Source organism: Solobacterium moorei, from assembly GCF_036323475.1.
Classification (GTDB): Bacteria; Bacillota_I; Bacilli_A; order Erysipelotrichales; family Erysipelotrichaceae; genus Bulleidia; species Bulleidia moorei.
In genome coordinates this window covers 1,742,126-1,758,193 of sequence record NZ_AP028934.1, presented here as the reverse complement: position 1 = coordinate 1,758,193, position 16,068 = coordinate 1,742,126, and the positions used below count along the sequence as shown (strand labels likewise).

The window sequence follows — 16,068 nt, the reverse complement described above, 5'->3', positions numbered from 1 at the left end:
GAGTAGTGAATGAGATTTGTTGCGCCAAGAAATTTTAAGCAGGGGCGACTAATCATGAATCAATATAGAGTATCTGATTTGATCTTATTAGCCGTATGTACTGCTTTTTCTTTTATTTTTACAATTATTTATTTAACAAATGTAGGAAAGGCTGATTTAAGGATCATTGTATTGATCTTGATGCCTGGAATGATTGCATATCTTTTAACGATGCCATGTGGAATCTATCATAACAATCTGTTTTTTTTGATAACATTAATACATTTCTATCGATCTAAAAAAGAATATATTTGGGAAGGGGTGTATAAGGATGATTGCATTCAGACCGAAGATGACACGCTTAGATAAAAAGAAGTTAGCAGCGATCAATCAAAATAAAAGATCCGCTAAACGGATACGAAATAAACTTGCAACGACTTTGAATTGGATGGATGTAAAGAAGGTCACAGAAGATACATTGATCTTAGAAAAGAATAAAGAAGTCGTGTATGTACAAGGAATCAAATTGACACCACATAACATTTTCATTGATGAAATGATCGAGCAGGAACAATGGATCGATAATATACGTTTTTGTCTGAACCAAACGGATACAGAACTATACTTTGGCTTTGTATATTCCCCAGTAAATGTAGATGGTCACATCAATCAATTGTACGAAGCTTTAGGAAATGAAGAAGACGAAACCTGTAAGATGATGATCCAGGATGATAAGGAAAAATTTTATGACTTTGTTAATACGCATAAAGAAAAAGAATTCTTTATCATGATCAGAGACAGAGACCCGAAAGTACTTCATAAAAGGTTGAACGATCTGTATTCAAGATGGTACGGTGCAGGTTTTACACCGAAACAACTTAGCCAAAGAGATTTCTATTCATATTTGATGTTTACGTTTGAAAATACACTGATCAATGATTATGTATTTTCAAGAGGTTTGATGTCCTATCTGAATATGGAACTGGAATATGATGCCGTCAAAAAGGAATATCATACAGTGGATCATACGACCGATTTTAGAGAATATGGAGAACCTATCTATGATATCCGACAAGATGCAAATCTTATCGAACGATCTAAATTGGCACCTACATACTTTAAAGAATATAAGGATCACTTGGAAATTGGTGATCGCTATGTTAAATGTATTTTAGGCTATGGCTTGCCGCCGGTATATGATCTGGGCATTTTGACAACGTATTTGAATGATCCAAATGTCAAAGTGTTTATGACTGCAAGAAGACTGGATATGGATCTATCCACAATGCTGAATAAGGACTATCAGAAGAAATTGGTAAAACTTGATCGTTCAAAAGATGAAACCGAAAAGAATCGATTGCTACAGGATCTGCAATCGCAAAAGGAATACATCAATGATGTCGTGCGTAAAAACGATTTAACGCATAATATCACGATCGTTTTTGAAGTATTTGGCAATTCGCTCAAGGAGATGAATGAACGCTCACAAAAGCTTAAAAACAGGCTGCAAACGGAAGGCTGGAAAGCAATCATGATGGATGGTTTGCAGGCTAATACGTTTAAGGATATAACACCATTGTTCATTCATTCTGAAACAGAACCGATTATCCGAGAAAACTATGGTGTACCTATGACTTCTGAAGGGGTTGCTGGATTATATCCGTTCATCTTTGAAACATTGGATGATCAATATGGATTTCTTCTTGGTGAAGAGTTACAGAATGGTGGGATGATTATTTTAGATGCACTATACTATATCCATCATCCCGATGAAGCAAAACGTAATAACCGGGTAAATGCAAATTTCATCGTTGCCGGACGTGCCGGTAGCGGTAAGACGACGGCAATGAATCTGCTGGTAAGAAACTTCATTAAAGAAAAGCTGAAGTTGATATGGATCGATCCTGAAAATAAGAATGCAAAATTGACGAAACACTATAAGGGAACATACATTGACTGGGGCAAGCGTGGTAATATCATCAATCTATTTGACTTGAAACCGATCTCTTTTGACGATGACGATAATGATCCAGAACTGGAAAAGAAGAAATGGGACACAGAACTTGCCATCTTTAATGTCATCGATGATATTAAACAGGTCTTCCAATACCTTTGGGAAAATATATCTGAAGATGAATTATCTCTGATTGGTGATCTGGTCATCATGTCTTACAAGAAAGTAGGTATTACAAAAAATGAGAATGGTGAATGGACTTCATTCAAGTATTTAAAAGCTACAGATATGCCGACTTTCAGTACATTCAACGATGTAATCAAAGAAGCCGTTTCTTATTATGAAAATAAGAAAGAATATGAAACGGATGTGGCAATACTGAGATCGCTTGGCAGAAAGATGTACAGCATCATGAATGAGTGGTCTGTTTATCTGAATGGTCATACAACGATTCAAATTAATGACAGTGAAAGAAGTATTGTTTCGTTTGGCACAAAGAAATTACAGACTGTTTCAGATAACCTTAAAAAAGCGTTATATCACATCATGTTTACTTATTCCTGGTCTTTGTGCTTGGATGAAAAGAATACCTCAGCATTTGTGATCGATGAAGCACATACGATGATATTACAAGGGAAGATCTCTCATTTGGTTGCGCAATTTGTGCGCAGATCCAGAAAGTACAAGAACATCATGGTCATAGCGACACAAGAGCCACGTGATTTCGCTGATGATAGGGTATTGACGGATGGTAAGGCAATCTTTAATAACTCCGTTTATAAGATTATTCTCGGCTTGAATAAGGACGCATGTAATGACCTGAAGAAACTTGAAAATATAAATGAGAATGAAGAGTATTGGATACAGCGTTTCGGACAAGGTGATGCCTTGTTGATGTGCGGTAACAGAAGAATACCGATCCATGTGATTGCAACACATGAAGAACTTGCAGAAATGGGTGCGATGTTCTCGTGAGAAAAGGGAGATCCATACTTTTGTTTTCAGGGATAGGAATTGTATTGATGTTACTATTGCCGGTGATGATCATCCCAGTAATGATTGTTGAAGCACCAAAGATCACATATAATCTGATAAAAGATTGGGTAGTTGGGTGGTTTGACAATTCTGAAGAAAGGGCGAAGGAATGGGTAGAAAACATCTATCCGAGTTTTGAAAGATATTCATCATATACAAAGATCGAATATGCTGAAGCAATCTCCTGTTACTACTACATGGATACAGGTATAAATATTACAGATAAAATCTCCATGCAGGATTATATGAATTATTTTGGTGGTACGTATGATTTGAATACGGTTTATATGAAACTGTCTGAAGATACCGGATATAGCTTTTCCGAAGAAGCGATTTCAAGAATCGACAGCTTGAAAGGGAAGATTGCCGCATTATCCATGCAAAGCAAAACATTTAAAAATAAAGTGAGTTCTTCATATGGTTCTCCGGTAGCAGAACCAATCGAAAAAGCGATTGCCTGGGCAACAGACATTGCAAACGATGACATACATGGATATTCACAAACATCCAGATATGGACCCGATTATGATTGCTCTTCATTCGTGAATACGGCAATGGCATATGCAGGGTTCAACGTTCCGATTTCTGCGACATTTACGATGCAGCTGAATTACACCGGTCTTGGAAATTGGATATGGATTCCACGATCAGAACTTGGCGATATCTCTGTTTACGGTGTTGCTGCCGGCAATACATTATTGAAAAGAGGTGATATATTGCTGAATACACAGACACATACGGAGATCTATCTTGGCGATGGAATGAATATTGGTGCGCATTGGGACTGGGATGGAAGACCCGGTGATTCGTCTGGAACGGAGATCAACATTGCTCCATACTGGGATTCAAATTGGGAAGGTGTTCTTCGTTATATTGGTTCATAACACGCTGGGGGAGCGACACACCGTAGGCGTACCTTGGTAAACGCCCTAGAGGCATTGTCACAGAGAAGGAGATGTTAGAAAAGTGAAAAAACCAAAATCAACGATCATATATACAATGATTATTCTGCTTACTTTTATTGCAGCAGGATTATTATGGATGTATATACAAAATACAAAAAAGGCTGAAAAAATCGAGGAGCAAAAACAGGTCATACAAGAATCAGAGGATATCGAAGAAGAGGATGATGAAAGTGATCCGGAAGAAGGATATCCGGAAGTTACTTATGGTGGAATGACATTGAATCCACATGAGAATCCGGCAATCGCTTCCAGTGCTTCATTTATGGCAAGCAAAATAGAGAAATATCCGGAAATGGTGGCATGGATGTTATGGGACACCGGAATCGTCCAAGAAGAGGTGATGCAAAAAGATATGGATTATTATGTTGGACATGCTGCAAATACCGGAACGACACCTAAAGGGCAGCCATTCCTTGATCCATCTTCTGATTATGCTTCGGATCGCATAGTGACCGTATATAGTTATGGTACTGGTGGGGAAGGCAGATTAGGATACTTATCCGATCTGGGCAATCAAGATATCTATGATAAGAATCAAACGTTCCTGATGTTCTATAAAGACTATCTTGATTGGTATCAAGTGGATGCGGTTTTTAATTTAAAATCAGCAACTAGTTTTGATTACAACAAAAAAGATTTCAAAGATAAAAACGATTTTGAAACATGGTATACAACAGCCAAGAATGCATCTACGATCGACTCCGGATTAACAGCAACAAGAAAAAATCACTTCATAGTTTTGGTTGTACAAACTAGCCAGGATGAAAAGACTATCTTGATTGCCAAACGATTGAAACGCTATCCATACAGTGATTATCAAAAATAAAAATCCATCCAGCAGCACACTTAACCATTCAGGTTTCGTGTGCTGCTTTAAATACATGGATGCCTTCGCAGAATACAATCTGCTCAGGCTTCCTTTTTTTATTGCAATCTGTTTTAACAAACAGACTGCTAGATTAATTCTGATTTATCTTTCAAAGATCCTTGGCACTCCACGCTTTTCGCATAGACGAGATACAAAACAAGGATACGAGTTTCTGACGAAACTCTATCAAGCAGCTTCCAGATATTATCTGTCGCTGTCCTTTGTTTTTTATCTCTTGGCGTTACGCATTACGAACAAGATCTTATGGGTTGACCCTTGACCTTTTTGAATCCTGTGACAGCCAGCTGTCAAGGACGGCGCACTCTGTGCTTGCAAGTTCAAAATACTCAAGGGCTACGGTACAAGTACCTTGCAAGTCAACCGCATTTCATTTGCTAGGTTCTTCATGCTGCACTTTTCTATGCTTCATTTTGGGCGTGCCAAGGATAAGGCATTAGAAAGTGCTACCCTAAAGGTAGATAAGGAAATTCAAAATGAAACACTACTACAAATTCAGTATCAACTACGAGGACGAGTATGCTATTCACTCAGTCAATCAGGAACTCAAGAAAGGTGATGTAACTGTCATTCCGGTGTACGCGGATGAATTTGCAATCGGTACAGTTGTTGAACCAATCTCCGAGTTGAAAGCACTGACAGAGTGTGGTGAGGTTGAAGATGTTATCACAGTTGTCAACACCAAGCCATACACCGACAAACAGAAAGCACGTATCAAACGTCATCAACTACATTCTCTGATGAAAGAGCGACTTGATGAGTTCAAAGAGATTGATACGTTCCGTAAGATTGCCGAGAAAGACACAAAGTTTAGGGCATTATATGAAGCATATCAGAAAACAGAATTATCAGATGAGGAACTGCTTGCATTCGATGATGTAAGTGAAACGCTTGAAGAAGAGTAAGGAGCGATTGAGTGGGAAGAACAAATCTTCCCACTCATCACTAACGAAAGGAAAAAGGTATGAGTGAAAATTTAAGACCAAGATATTTACAAATCAAAGATGATTTACAAAAATTTTCCGATGAGAACTACGATGAACTCATCAAAGCAATTATCTCTTTTGAACTGTGCGAAGAAAATGAAGTGCTGCTTAACAGGCTGATGGATTTTTATACGAACAATGATGATTGTTATTTGTTAAGTAATGAGTTACGTGAAAGGTTAGAGTATGAAAAATATAAATATACTCATGCGCATGAAGGGCTAAACCAAATAGCGACAAAACAGGAAACAGAAGTTTTAGAAAATACCTTGCAGGTGATGAAAGGTATTCAAAATTATCTCATAAAAATACAAGATGAATTTGAAATCCAAAATCACTGGTTGGCAAGACTGACACAAGCAATCGAAAGGGAAGAATAATGTAACACTGAAAAAATTTCCGACGGACTTCCTGCAAGGCAAGTCAAGATTCTTCCTTGACTTATGCTTTGCGGTGTAGTCAAATACAAGGCTCGCCACTTCGCTATTCATTTTATGAAATGCTCGCGGCTCTTCTATTTTTCTTCATACTAATCTTCGCAAAATCGGCTCATTTTAGTATGAAAGCAGGATAAGGAATTTTGTTGTACAAATCTGTACAACAAATTCGGTTTTGGACAATCGGGCGATGCCCGATTTCTCGGCTTTTAATCGGTGTTTTTTGTCGGGTTTAAGGTCGGTAATCGTTGTACAACATTTGAGTTTCGTTTGTACAACAAAAAAGTGTCATTGTTGTACATTTGTTGTACATGCTGTTGTACAAAAGTTGTACAGCTTTTTGTGTTGGAAAAATCGCAGTTTTTAATCAAAAGAAAGGAATTTTAGATAACAGTATGAGCAAGAAAAGTCGCATTGATATACGTGTTGAAGATGAGATCATTTCCATGTTAAACGTATTGGAAAATCAGGAATTGACAGAAAACTTTGTTTCAAAGAAGAGAAGTGAGATCATTATTGACGCAATCAAAACATATTACACGATGCACGCAAACGGAAAAAATCAATCACAATTATCTAACATGATTGATGCACAATTGCGGCAAATCATTGAACCGCTTTTTCAATCACAAGCGGATCTGATTTGCAAATGTTATAGCGTAACGAATAGAAACATATCTATCTATAACGAACAGGAATTAAAAACTTTGCAGTTAATTTTGATGGGAACACAGTTGGAAAACGACGAGGCATATGTAGAAAAACTGTTGAATAAGAATCCGGTTTTTATCAAAGTGATCAACAAAAAAGTTAGCGAAATGCTAAAGGAAAGGGAAAAATAAAAATGAATTTACGTGATATTGAAAACAAATTAAAGAATACGATTGCACAACTTGAAGATGCTGAAAAGCAACTTTCAGATACACATGAAAGAATTCAATTGCTGAAGAAACAACGTGTAGAATTAGAAAAATTTAAAAAGGATTATATGACGTTTGAAGAGAAATTCCGTCAATACGGAAAGAAAAATCGTTCTACAAAAACCGTAAAGACAGTAAAACTATCAACAGAAAGCAATAAGGAAAGTGTTAAAGAAGATACGAATAAAGAAACGAAATCCGAAAGTAGTAATACATCGTTTGGTGTAGAAAATATGTTCAATCATTAATCATTTGAAAGAAGGTAAGTTATGAGCGTTATTGTAAATGCCTTCTTTTTTGAGTATGGAAAACATGCACCAAAAAATTCAAATTACAGTGGATTGATGTCCACGAATTCATTATTTGGAACATGGTTTGAATATACCGGAAGAGAAGATGCAATCAACAATTCTATGAATCAGGATGAGCATGAACAGCTGCAATCAGATATAGAAATATCTGTTGATAGTGAAGTGATTCAACCGGAAATTCCGGATCTTTTGCAAGGGAGTTTTGCGGATTATACATCACGATTGAATGCAACAAAACGTTCAAATAATGATGATAAGTATTTCACGATGACCAATGAAGGTAAACTTTATACAGAGGCAGAAAAGAACAGGTGGCTGAGAAATTCCAATTCCGCCTTTTCACAAAAAGGTGATATTGCCTGGTCTCTTGTCGTGTCATTGGACAGTTTTGATACTGCCAAAGAATATGGTTTGAATGATCAACGACAATGGGCTGATGTTGCAATCGTTGCATTAAATAAGTCTTTTGAAAAATTGCATTTGAATCCAAACAACATGATCTGGTGGCAGGACTTTCATACAAATACAGCACATCCACACATGCATATCACGTTCTTGGAAAAAGAGAATACTAGGACAAGAGGCAAATTTACCGCAACAGAAATGAAAGCGTTAAAGCGAACATTCATTACTGAAATGGCTGCCAGAAAAACATATTATGAAAAGTATATGGAACGCGCAACGGATGCGTTGAAAGAGATACAGCCGCTTAGAAAAGAGGTCGTTCAAAGTGCAAAGAAATTATCCTATACATCTATGAAGAGCGTACTGAATTTGTACTCACAATTACCAACGACCGGCAGATTGCAATATGATTCAGTACATATGGCACCATATCGAAAACAGTTGGATGACATTGTAGATGATATTTTGAAGATTGATTCCGTGCAGAAAGATTACCGTACTTTTAAAGGAAAAGTTTGTGATTTAGAAGACAATGTGAATAGCCTTGGCTATGAAGAGGTATCAAATCTATGGAAACAACAGGATACAAAATTGCGTAAGCAGATTGCTAACTCGATTCTTGCATCCTTTAAAGAGATCAATAAAACGGATCTAAAGGAATTAAAGAAGATGCGTGTATGGAAAGAAAAAACGAGTCAAGAAATACTGGTTGATGTACACCAAAAATTTATAAAAGATCCGGATATTCCGAGAGAAGAAAAAAACGTATCTGAAGCGATCGTAGCAAATGACTTTGACAAGGCAAGAGAGTTACTTAAGGGAGTACACGCTTCAGAAAGAACGGAATTTCTAGAAAATTCAATCACGATACTGGATCCGAAAAGCACTTCCGGAGAGATTTTGAATGCAAAAGAAAAACTTTTTGAAGCGGTCAAGAATAAAACACATTTTGTGAAACGATATACGAACTTTTTAAGATCCGGTATACCGATGAATAAGCAGGTACATCATCAAATATCTCATCGAGTGACACCGATTTTAAAGAGATCTGCCAGAAGCATCATCAAAGCGCAAGGCAAAGAAGTGGAAGAAGAAATAGAAGCGTTCCTGCAGGAAAAGGAACGATTGGCTGCCATCAACCACGAGGAAAAGATAGCGGCACAATTTGCGGAAAGAGGTGGTATTGAAGTATGAAACGTTTGATTTTTGGCGTGATATATAGTGTGCTTGTTGCGGTAATTGAATTTTTCTTAGGAATGCAGCTGGCATATTTTGCATCATTTCATAATGATCTCGCTGCTTATATGCATGCGCCACGTATATGTTGGGATCCCAACATATTGTATTGGCAGGGGAATAAATTGTTTTTTAATAAGATCATGATCATAATTGGAATCAGTGTCGCATGTACTTTGCTAAGTTCATTATTTAGATCATCTAGGATCGATAGAGAACGAAAGGCAAGAGAGAGAAATATGACGGCTGAAGAAAGGAAATATTTCTCACATATTGCTACACACGCTGAAGCAAAAAAAGGTCTGGTAAGGTTACATTTTGATTATAAGGGCATGTTGGATCACATGTATTTTTACAAAGAAAGTTGCTATAAGGATTTAAAATGGTGGATCGGAATTACCAGCTTTGTTGTGCAAATAATCTGCCTTTTTTTAATGATTCCACATGGCATTCAGTGGATCATTCAACAGTTTTTACCAGATTACCATCTGCCGGCAGTGGTTGGTACTGTAAGAGGCTTGCTTTGGATAGAAACGATCTGTATTGGTATTGCAATAGCCTTCAGCATAAAATTTATGCAGCCAAATTATTGGCAAGATCTAAAGGAATATAGAGATCGATCCAAAGAGAACGGAGGAACGATCTTCAATGTGATCAGGGAATTTTTGCGAATGCTTATACCACATATAAGAGATTATTTTGATTATATATTGAATCCGTTTAGACATTTATACAATAAAATAATCGTTGATCTGAAGATGCCGGATGACAATAAGATCAATGAGCTGAAGGCTTGGGATATTGATAACAAAACTGTCACAAGAAAAGGCGGTGTACCTATCTTGACTTGGCGAAGAGGAGCATGGGTAGATGCTGAAAATAACCATACGATCATTATTGGAACGACCAACGCTGGCAAGACTGTAAGTGTAATCGAAGGCATGATAGAGATTTCTCGGATGTCTGGGCATTCCATGATCATTAATGATCTAAAAGGTGAATTACTAGGACATCATCAGGCAAGCCTGGAACGAGATGGATATAACGTGATCGTTTTAAACTTTGTACATCCGGAGGAGGGCGTATCCTGGAATCCGTTTGGTCTGGTGATCAAACGTTACAGAGAAGCGCAGGAAGCAATGATGAATGGCTTTGCAAGTCAGCAACAAAAGGAATCCTATATCATGAAACGTATGGAGTTGCTGAAGAAAAACAAGATACTATCCGATCTATATGCAAACAGAGATGCATTGGATAAAAAGCTAAAGAAGACATTGGACGAGCCGATTGCGAAGATGGAAAAAGAAATTGAATCCATAAAAGAAGCATTGGTTCAGGAGATATTGAGTGACAGTTTTCCGAAGCCGGACTTTTCTGAAGCATTTGAATTATTAAATGATATTACCCGTGCATTGTGTGAAGAAAAGGATTCAAAGCAACCTTTCTTTTGGCAACAAGCCAAGTCGATCACGGAAGGCATCATCTGTTTCCTTTTGGAATATGAATACATTGATGCAGATGGAAAGCTGCAGCATTTAAATGATGAACAGATCAATTTCCAAAACATCAAGCTTTTAAAAGAAGAGGGATTCAAATACGTACAGGTAAACGGAAGACCACGCTTATTATTGAAGTATTACCTAGACTATTACCGTCTGAAGATTGATAAATCACGTGGATTCTTAGAAACAATCACAGCGGATAGCTGTGCTGAAGAGACACGTTCCAACGTGTTCCAGACTTTTGATAATCATATGGCATTAGGTACGTTAAATGAAAAAATAGGGAACATGATGTGCCGGACATCATTTGATTTCAATATGATTGCAAAGGAAAAGACGGCGGTATTTATGGTGGTGCATGATGAAAAGAAGACATATTATCCGTTTGTAACACTGTTTGTCAGTCAATTCTATAACGAAGTAGTCAAGACATCCAGAGAGTTTGAGGAGCAGCAATTACCAATACCAGTCGATATCATTTGGGATGAATTTGGAATCTCACCAGCTTTAAATGATCCGGATAACATGCTGTCAGCATCACGTTTTAGAGGTGTCAGATGGAATCTTGTTTTGCAGGACTATTCACAACTGAATAAAAATTATGACAAAGACGTTGCCAAAGCGATCCGAAACAACATGCTGAATACGATCTACCTTTTAGGTGGTGATCCGGATACACTAGACTTTGTATCACGCATGTGTGGAAAGACATTGAAATGGAATAAAGAAAGAGGAAGCTTTGATACGGTACCGGTCATTTCTCCGGACAGACTAAGAAGACTTTCTTTATCCGAAGCAGTCATCATTCGACAAAGAAGGAATCCGATCGTTACAAGATACACACCGTATTTTAAATATATTTTTTATAAAAACAGAAAAGGTGTTGCTATTTCTAAGAAGAGCAAGAATACAGCAAAATATAAGATCTTTTCATTATTGGATGATTTTAATCATCGGGGTGATAACCTAATACCGGAATATTTCCAAACACCGGAAGGTGGCATAGCCCAGGAAGTAAATACAAGTGTTTTAGATCAATTGAATCAGCAAAAAATAAATGGTACAAGGAGTTAATGAAATGAAATACGTTGAAGAAAAAGCATTAAAGGAACAGTTCTGGAAGAAATATGGATACAGATCCAATATCGTTGCCTACCAGTTTGAGTGTAAAGCTCGAACTGGGGGCGTGGATCTACTTACAGTTGAGAAAGTAAAAGATGATAAAGGCTTTCATATAGAACTGTGCAGCTTTGAGTTTAAATTGGCGGATGTTGATAAAGCTTTTTCCCAGGCACATTTAAACTCTTCATTTTGCCATAAAAACTTTGTTGTAGTACCGATGGATAAAAAGAAGGTGATCCTAGACAAATACAGTGATTACTTTAAAAAGTATCCTCATATAGGTTGTATAGGTGTATATCATCCGGAAGAGGAAGGTGGTAAATGGGAGATGTTCCATAAGTGTCGTACAAAAGCGGATGAAGAGTTGAAACAGAACCAGGAAATACTGAAACTTTGTACGAAGATCATTTAAGAATAAAGAAATTGCCGGGATAGTAATCTATCTCGGCATAAGTGTGTATGTTGTCATCAACAAATATATCGACACCAACATTGGCATGGATATGATAATATCATTAATAGCCATTTGGCACCTCCTATGTTTCATTTCAATCACTTGCAAGACTGAATTTTAGCATAGGAGTTTTTATTATGAATAGCATACTCCGTGAGATTTTACAGGGTCGCCCCGACCCCGAGCGATTTTATAGTGCCATTTGTTCTTAAGACTGCTTAAATGCAGTCTTTTTTATGAAATAGAAAAATAAAGATATGATTACTAAGGAAAGTTGAATGATACAAGCGTGCAGCTATACAATGTATGTATATTGATACATGTTTTGAGGGAAATATAATATGCGTTGCTTTAAACAATTGACACAGACCGATAGGGTCAAATTGGAAACTTTATATGAGAAGAAAGTACCAATCAAGGATATAGCAAAGATCTTAAAAGTGCATATATCCACGATATATCGTGAAATAAAGCATGGCAAATATTATAAAAAGGTTGGCAATTCTCATAAAAGAACATACAGCTCTGATCTGGCACAACAACGTCATGAAACAAAGATGCGGTCAAAGGGAGTTGCCAAGAAAATATCAAGAGATCCACGTCTTGCCCGATATATTGAAAACAAGATTGCAGATGATAAGTACAGTCCTGCAGTTGTACTGGGTGAAATTAAACGTAAGAATCTGAAGTTCCGAGAATCGATCTGTGTAACCACTTTGTATAACTACATCGATGCCGGTGTATTTGATAGAGTCACTAACAAAGACTTGATTGTCAAAGGGAAAAGAAAACGAAAATATAAGAAGGTAAAGAAGAACAAGGAAGCAAAACGGATCGTAGGAACAAGTATTGAGAAACGTCCGGAATACATCTTGACCAGAGATGAATTCGGTCATTGGGAGATGGATACCGTCAAAGGAAAGAATACATCTCACAGCAGTATGCTTGTTATGACGGAAAGAAAGACCAGGAAAGAAATCATCGTCAAGTTGAAACATCATTGTGCTGAAGCTGTTGTGGATGCATTAAACAATTTTGAAAAACGATTACAGGGGAAATTCAACATACTCTTCAGAACAATCACCTGTGATAATGGGACAGAGTTTTCCTATGCAGACAAGATGGAACGATCCTGTACAGATGAAACACAGAAGAGAACAGAATTATATTTTTGTCATCCATATACAAGTTGTGAACGTGGCAGCAATGAAGTTGCAAACAAATTGATCAGAAAGTTTATCCCTAAAGGAACGGAGTTTGATGACTATCCTGAAAGCAAGTTTAAGACGATAGAAGAATGGATCAACAACTACCCAAGAAAACTATTTGATTATCAAACAGCAGAGGAGATGTTCATACAGGAACTTTCCGCAGTTCCCTGAACTGAAGGACATCGTTATTTAACAATACATACATTACAATCCGGGAACAAATCAGATCATTGGATAATGGTCTTTTAAAAGATGTATCAAATTGATAAAATAAACCTGCATGCAATACAGACAACTCTAAAATGTAACAAAACCAAGTTTCTTTCATAGAAAAATAGATATTTCTCTAAAAAATCAAAAAAACTTTGCGATATGTCTTGAAATTTCCGATTTAACTTTTCACTTGAGGTATGATAGAAAAACAGCATAAAACCCTATACTTCTATAGGGTTTTATGCTAATATCATGAATGGCATCTTTTGTACTTTTGTTATGCAAAAGGAAGATGTACTTCTCACACAGTGAATTCATTATCCCGTGCATATGGGTTCGCTAGGAACATGCCGTATGTTGATGGTGTTCGAAACTGTGGTGGAAAACAACGGAAAGGTAGGTAAATAGAAAATATGACTGTTGTTTCAATGAGGAAAATGTTAGAGAACGGCGTACACTTTGGTCACCAGACACGCAAGTGGAACCCAAAGATGAAGCAGTTCATCTACACAGCTAAGAACGGTGTATACATCATCGACTTAGCAAAGACACAGGCTAAATTAGAAGTAGCCTATAACGCTTTAAAGAAGATTGCTGAAGATGGCGGAAAGATCTTATTCGTAGGAACTAAGAAGCAAGCTCAGGCGACAATTCTTGAAGAAGCATTAAGAAGTGGAAGCTTCTACATCAACCAGAGATGGTTAGGTGGAACAATGACAAACTTCCGTACAATCCAGAAGTCAATCAAGAAGTTATTAGAGATTGAAGAAATGGAAGCAAATGGACAGTTAGCAGTTTACACAAAGAAGGAACAAGCAGTTCTCTTACAGAAGAAGGAAAGACTTGAAAACTTCCTTGGCGGTATTAAGGGAATGAAGAAGTTGCCAGATGCAATCTTCGTTGTAGACCCATTAGAAGAGCACAACGCAGTAGCTGAAGCACGTAAGTTAAACATCCCTGTATTCGCTTTAATCGATACAAATGCTGATCCAGATTTAGTAGACTTTCCAATTCCTTCAAATGACGATGCAGTACGTTCTATCAAGTTAATGGTAAGTGTAATTGCTGACGCTATCTTAGAAGCTAAGGGTGGTGTATTAGAAGTTGCTCACCAAGAAGATGAGACAGCCGAAGACATCACAATGAAGGATGTAATCATCAACGTTGAACAGCAGGCTGCTGAATATGAACGCAAGAGAAGACAGAAGTTCGAAGAACGTCGTGCTCAGATGGCTCAACGTCGTGGAAACTACAATGGCGAGCGCCGTGTATTCCGTAGAGACGCAAACGGAAACCGTCAGACAACACGTCCGGCTGCTGAAGCAGAAGCTGCAACAGCACCAGCTACTGAGGAGGCTAAGTAAAAATGGCAATCACAGCTGCTCAAGTAAAAGAATTGCGTGAATTAACAGGCGCAGGAATGATGGACTGTAAGAAGGCTCTTACAGAATGTGAAGGCGATACAAAGAAGGCTATTGACTGGCTTCGTGAAAAGGGTATTGCTAAGGCTGCTAAGAAGGAAGGCAGAATTGCTGCTGAAGGCTTAGCTAAGACCTTAATTGAAGGTAACAAGGCTGTTGTATTAGAAGTTAACTCTGAAACAGACTTCGTTGCTAAGAATGATCGTTTCTTAGCTCTCTTAGATGAAGCTGCTAAGGCAATTTTCAACTCTAACGCTAAGACTGTTGAAGAAGCGTTAGCTCTTCCTACAGCAGAAGGCACATTGAATGATTCATTCATTGGTGCAGTTGCTGTTATCGGTGAAAAGATTACATTGAGAAGATTTGAAATCGTTGAAAAGAGCGATGATGAATTATTCGGTTCTTATACACACCAGGGTGGACGTATTGTTGCTGTTACAGTTGTTAAGGGTACAGCAGATGCTCAAGTTGCTAAGAATATGGCAATGCAAGTTGCTTCTATGAACCCAACATATGTATCACGTAATGAAATGCCACAGGATGTAGTAGCTCATGAACGCGAAGTTCAAGAAGGAATTATGGCAAATGATCCAAGCCTTGCAAACAAGCCTGAAAAAGTTAAGGCTGGAATCATTGAAGGTCGTGTATCTAAGTCATTACAAGATATGTGTTTAGTTGACCAGGAATACTTCTTAGACACAAACCTCAAGTGCGGTCAGTATTTAAAGGAAAATAATGCTGAAGTTGTTAAATTCGTTAAGTACATCGTAGGTGAAGGTATTGAAAAGAAGCAGGATGACTTTGCTGCCGAAGTAGCAGCAATGGCTAAGTAAGAATTGCTCAATTTTGGAGAACAACAAGTGTGTTGTTCTCTTTTTTTCGTGCCAGACATGGCATATATCTTGGAGGTTGAAAGGTACCTCCAACCAAGGGGTGTAGTTCCTAAGGTTTAGCTGAATTCAAGGGTGCCCATCGTGAGGTGGAATCGGAAGGAAGAGCTAGGCAAACTGCTGGCCTGAGGGTCACGAATC

The 16,068-nt window shown here is 37.6% G+C and carries 14 protein-coding genes; all 14 read left to right on the top strand.

What is annotated here, in order from left to right; all coding sequences use genetic code 11:
* Nucleotides 1-54: 54 nt before the first annotated feature.
* The 14 genes from RGT18_RS08760 (at nt 55) to tsf (ending at nt 15,870) form a co-directional block, all read left to right on the top strand.
* Nucleotides 55-348, top strand: a complete 294-nt coding sequence (locus RGT18_RS08760; RefSeq protein WP_156022808.1) for a hypothetical protein — start codon at nt 55-57, stop codon at nt 346-348.
* Entirely contained in the window at nt 311-2,908 is a 2,598-nt protein-coding gene (locus RGT18_RS08755; protein WP_051240971.1) for a VirB4 family type IV secretion system protein, read from the top strand. Before RGT18_RS08760 ends, RGT18_RS08755 begins: the two co-directional genes overlap by 38 nt.
* Before the next feature lie 20 nt (nt 2,909-2,928).
* On the top strand, nt 2,929-3,852 hold the full coding sequence (locus RGT18_RS08750; RefSeq protein ID WP_156022807.1) for a peptidoglycan amidohydrolase family protein: 924 nt from the start codon (nt 2,929-2,931) through the stop codon (nt 3,850-3,852).
* 82 nt (nt 3,853-3,934) lie between these two features.
* Nucleotides 3,935-4,759 (top strand): sortase family protein, encoded by an 825-nt coding sequence (locus tag RGT18_RS08745; RefSeq protein WP_028078032.1) that lies wholly within the window; start codon nt 3,935-3,937, stop codon nt 4,757-4,759.
* Between the two features lie 536 nt (nt 4,760-5,295).
* Nucleotides 5,296-5,724, top strand: coding sequence for a hypothetical protein (locus RGT18_RS08740; RefSeq protein ID WP_028078745.1), 429 nt, complete (start codon nt 5,296-5,298; stop codon nt 5,722-5,724).
* A gap of 59 nt (nt 5,725-5,783) precedes the next feature.
* On the top strand, nt 5,784-6,185 hold the full coding sequence (locus tag RGT18_RS08735) for a hypothetical protein (protein ID WP_028078746.1): 402 nt from the start codon (nt 5,784-5,786) through the stop codon (nt 6,183-6,185).
* 452 nt (nt 6,186-6,637) lie between these two features.
* Complete coding sequence (locus RGT18_RS08730; protein WP_156022854.1) at nt 6,638-7,084, top strand: hypothetical protein; 447 nt, start codon at nt 6,638-6,640, stop codon at nt 7,082-7,084.
* Between the two features lie 2 nt (nt 7,085-7,086).
* Complete coding sequence (locus RGT18_RS08725) at nt 7,087-7,410, top strand: hypothetical protein (protein ID WP_028078748.1); 324 nt, start codon at nt 7,087-7,089, stop codon at nt 7,408-7,410.
* Between the two features lie 21 nt (nt 7,411-7,431).
* Nucleotides 7,432-9,072, top strand: coding sequence for a relaxase MobL (mobL, locus tag RGT18_RS08720; protein WP_028078749.1), 1,641 nt, complete (start codon nt 7,432-7,434; stop codon nt 9,070-9,072).
* Nucleotides 9,069-11,690 carry a type IV secretory system conjugative DNA transfer family protein gene (locus RGT18_RS08715; protein ID WP_028078750.1) on the top strand — a complete coding sequence of 874 codons (2,622 nt, stop codon included), beginning with the start codon at nt 9,069-9,071 and terminating at the stop codon, nt 11,688-11,690. The genes mobL and RGT18_RS08715 overlap by 4 nt, the downstream gene beginning before the upstream one ends.
* 4 nt (nt 11,691-11,694) lie before the next feature.
* The gene (locus RGT18_RS08710) at nt 11,695-12,150 is read left to right on the top strand and encodes a hypothetical protein (protein ID WP_028078751.1); all 456 of its coding nucleotides are present in this window, start codon (nt 11,695-11,697) and stop codon (nt 12,148-12,150) included.
* Nucleotides 12,151-12,533: 383 nt separating this feature from the next.
* The gene (locus RGT18_RS08705; RefSeq protein WP_338175912.1) at nt 12,534-13,574 is read left to right on the top strand and encodes an IS30 family transposase; all 1,041 of its coding nucleotides are present in this window, start codon (nt 12,534-12,536) and stop codon (nt 13,572-13,574) included.
* A gap of 455 nt (nt 13,575-14,029) precedes the next feature.
* On the top strand, nt 14,030-14,980 hold the full coding sequence (gene rpsB / locus RGT18_RS08700; RefSeq protein ID WP_028077971.1) for a 30S ribosomal protein S2: 951 nt from the start codon (nt 14,030-14,032) through the stop codon (nt 14,978-14,980).
* A gap of 2 nt (nt 14,981-14,982) precedes the next feature.
* Nucleotides 14,983-15,870, top strand: coding sequence for a translation elongation factor Ts (gene tsf, locus RGT18_RS08695; RefSeq protein WP_028077970.1), 888 nt, complete (start codon nt 14,983-14,985; stop codon nt 15,868-15,870).
* Nucleotides 15,871-16,068 lie beyond the last annotated feature (198 nt).

Coding starts and splice junctions, on each gene's coding strand:
- RGT18_RS08710 (WP_028078751.1), top strand. CDS start 11,695: ATGAAATACGTTGAAGAAAAAGCATTAAAGGAACAGTTCTGGAAGAAA.
- RGT18_RS08740 (WP_028078745.1), top strand. CDS start 5,296: ATGAAACACTACTACAAATTCAGTATCAACTACGAGGACGAGTATGCT.
- RGT18_RS08715 (WP_028078750.1), top strand. CDS start 9,069: ATGAAACGTTTGATTTTTGGCGTGATATATAGTGTGCTTGTTGCGGTA.
- RGT18_RS08725 (WP_028078748.1), top strand. CDS start 7,087: ATGAATTTACGTGATATTGAAAACAAATTAAAGAATACGATTGCACAA.
- rpsB (WP_028077971.1), top strand. CDS start 14,030: ATGACTGTTGTTTCAATGAGGAAAATGTTAGAGAACGGCGTACACTTT.
- RGT18_RS08760 (WP_156022808.1), top strand. CDS start 55: ATGAATCAATATAGAGTATCTGATTTGATCTTATTAGCCGTATGTACT.
- RGT18_RS08705 (WP_338175912.1), top strand. CDS start 12,534: ATGCGTTGCTTTAAACAATTGACACAGACCGATAGGGTCAAATTGGAA.
- mobL (WP_028078749.1), top strand. CDS start 7,432: ATGAGCGTTATTGTAAATGCCTTCTTTTTTGAGTATGGAAAACATGCA.
- RGT18_RS08755 (WP_051240971.1), top strand. CDS start 311: ATGATTGCATTCAGACCGAAGATGACACGCTTAGATAAAAAGAAGTTA.
- RGT18_RS08730 (WP_156022854.1), top strand. CDS start 6,638: ATGAGCAAGAAAAGTCGCATTGATATACGTGTTGAAGATGAGATCATT.
- tsf (WP_028077970.1), top strand. CDS start 14,983: ATGGCAATCACAGCTGCTCAAGTAAAAGAATTGCGTGAATTAACAGGC.
- RGT18_RS08735 (WP_028078746.1), top strand. CDS start 5,784: ATGAGTGAAAATTTAAGACCAAGATATTTACAAATCAAAGATGATTTA.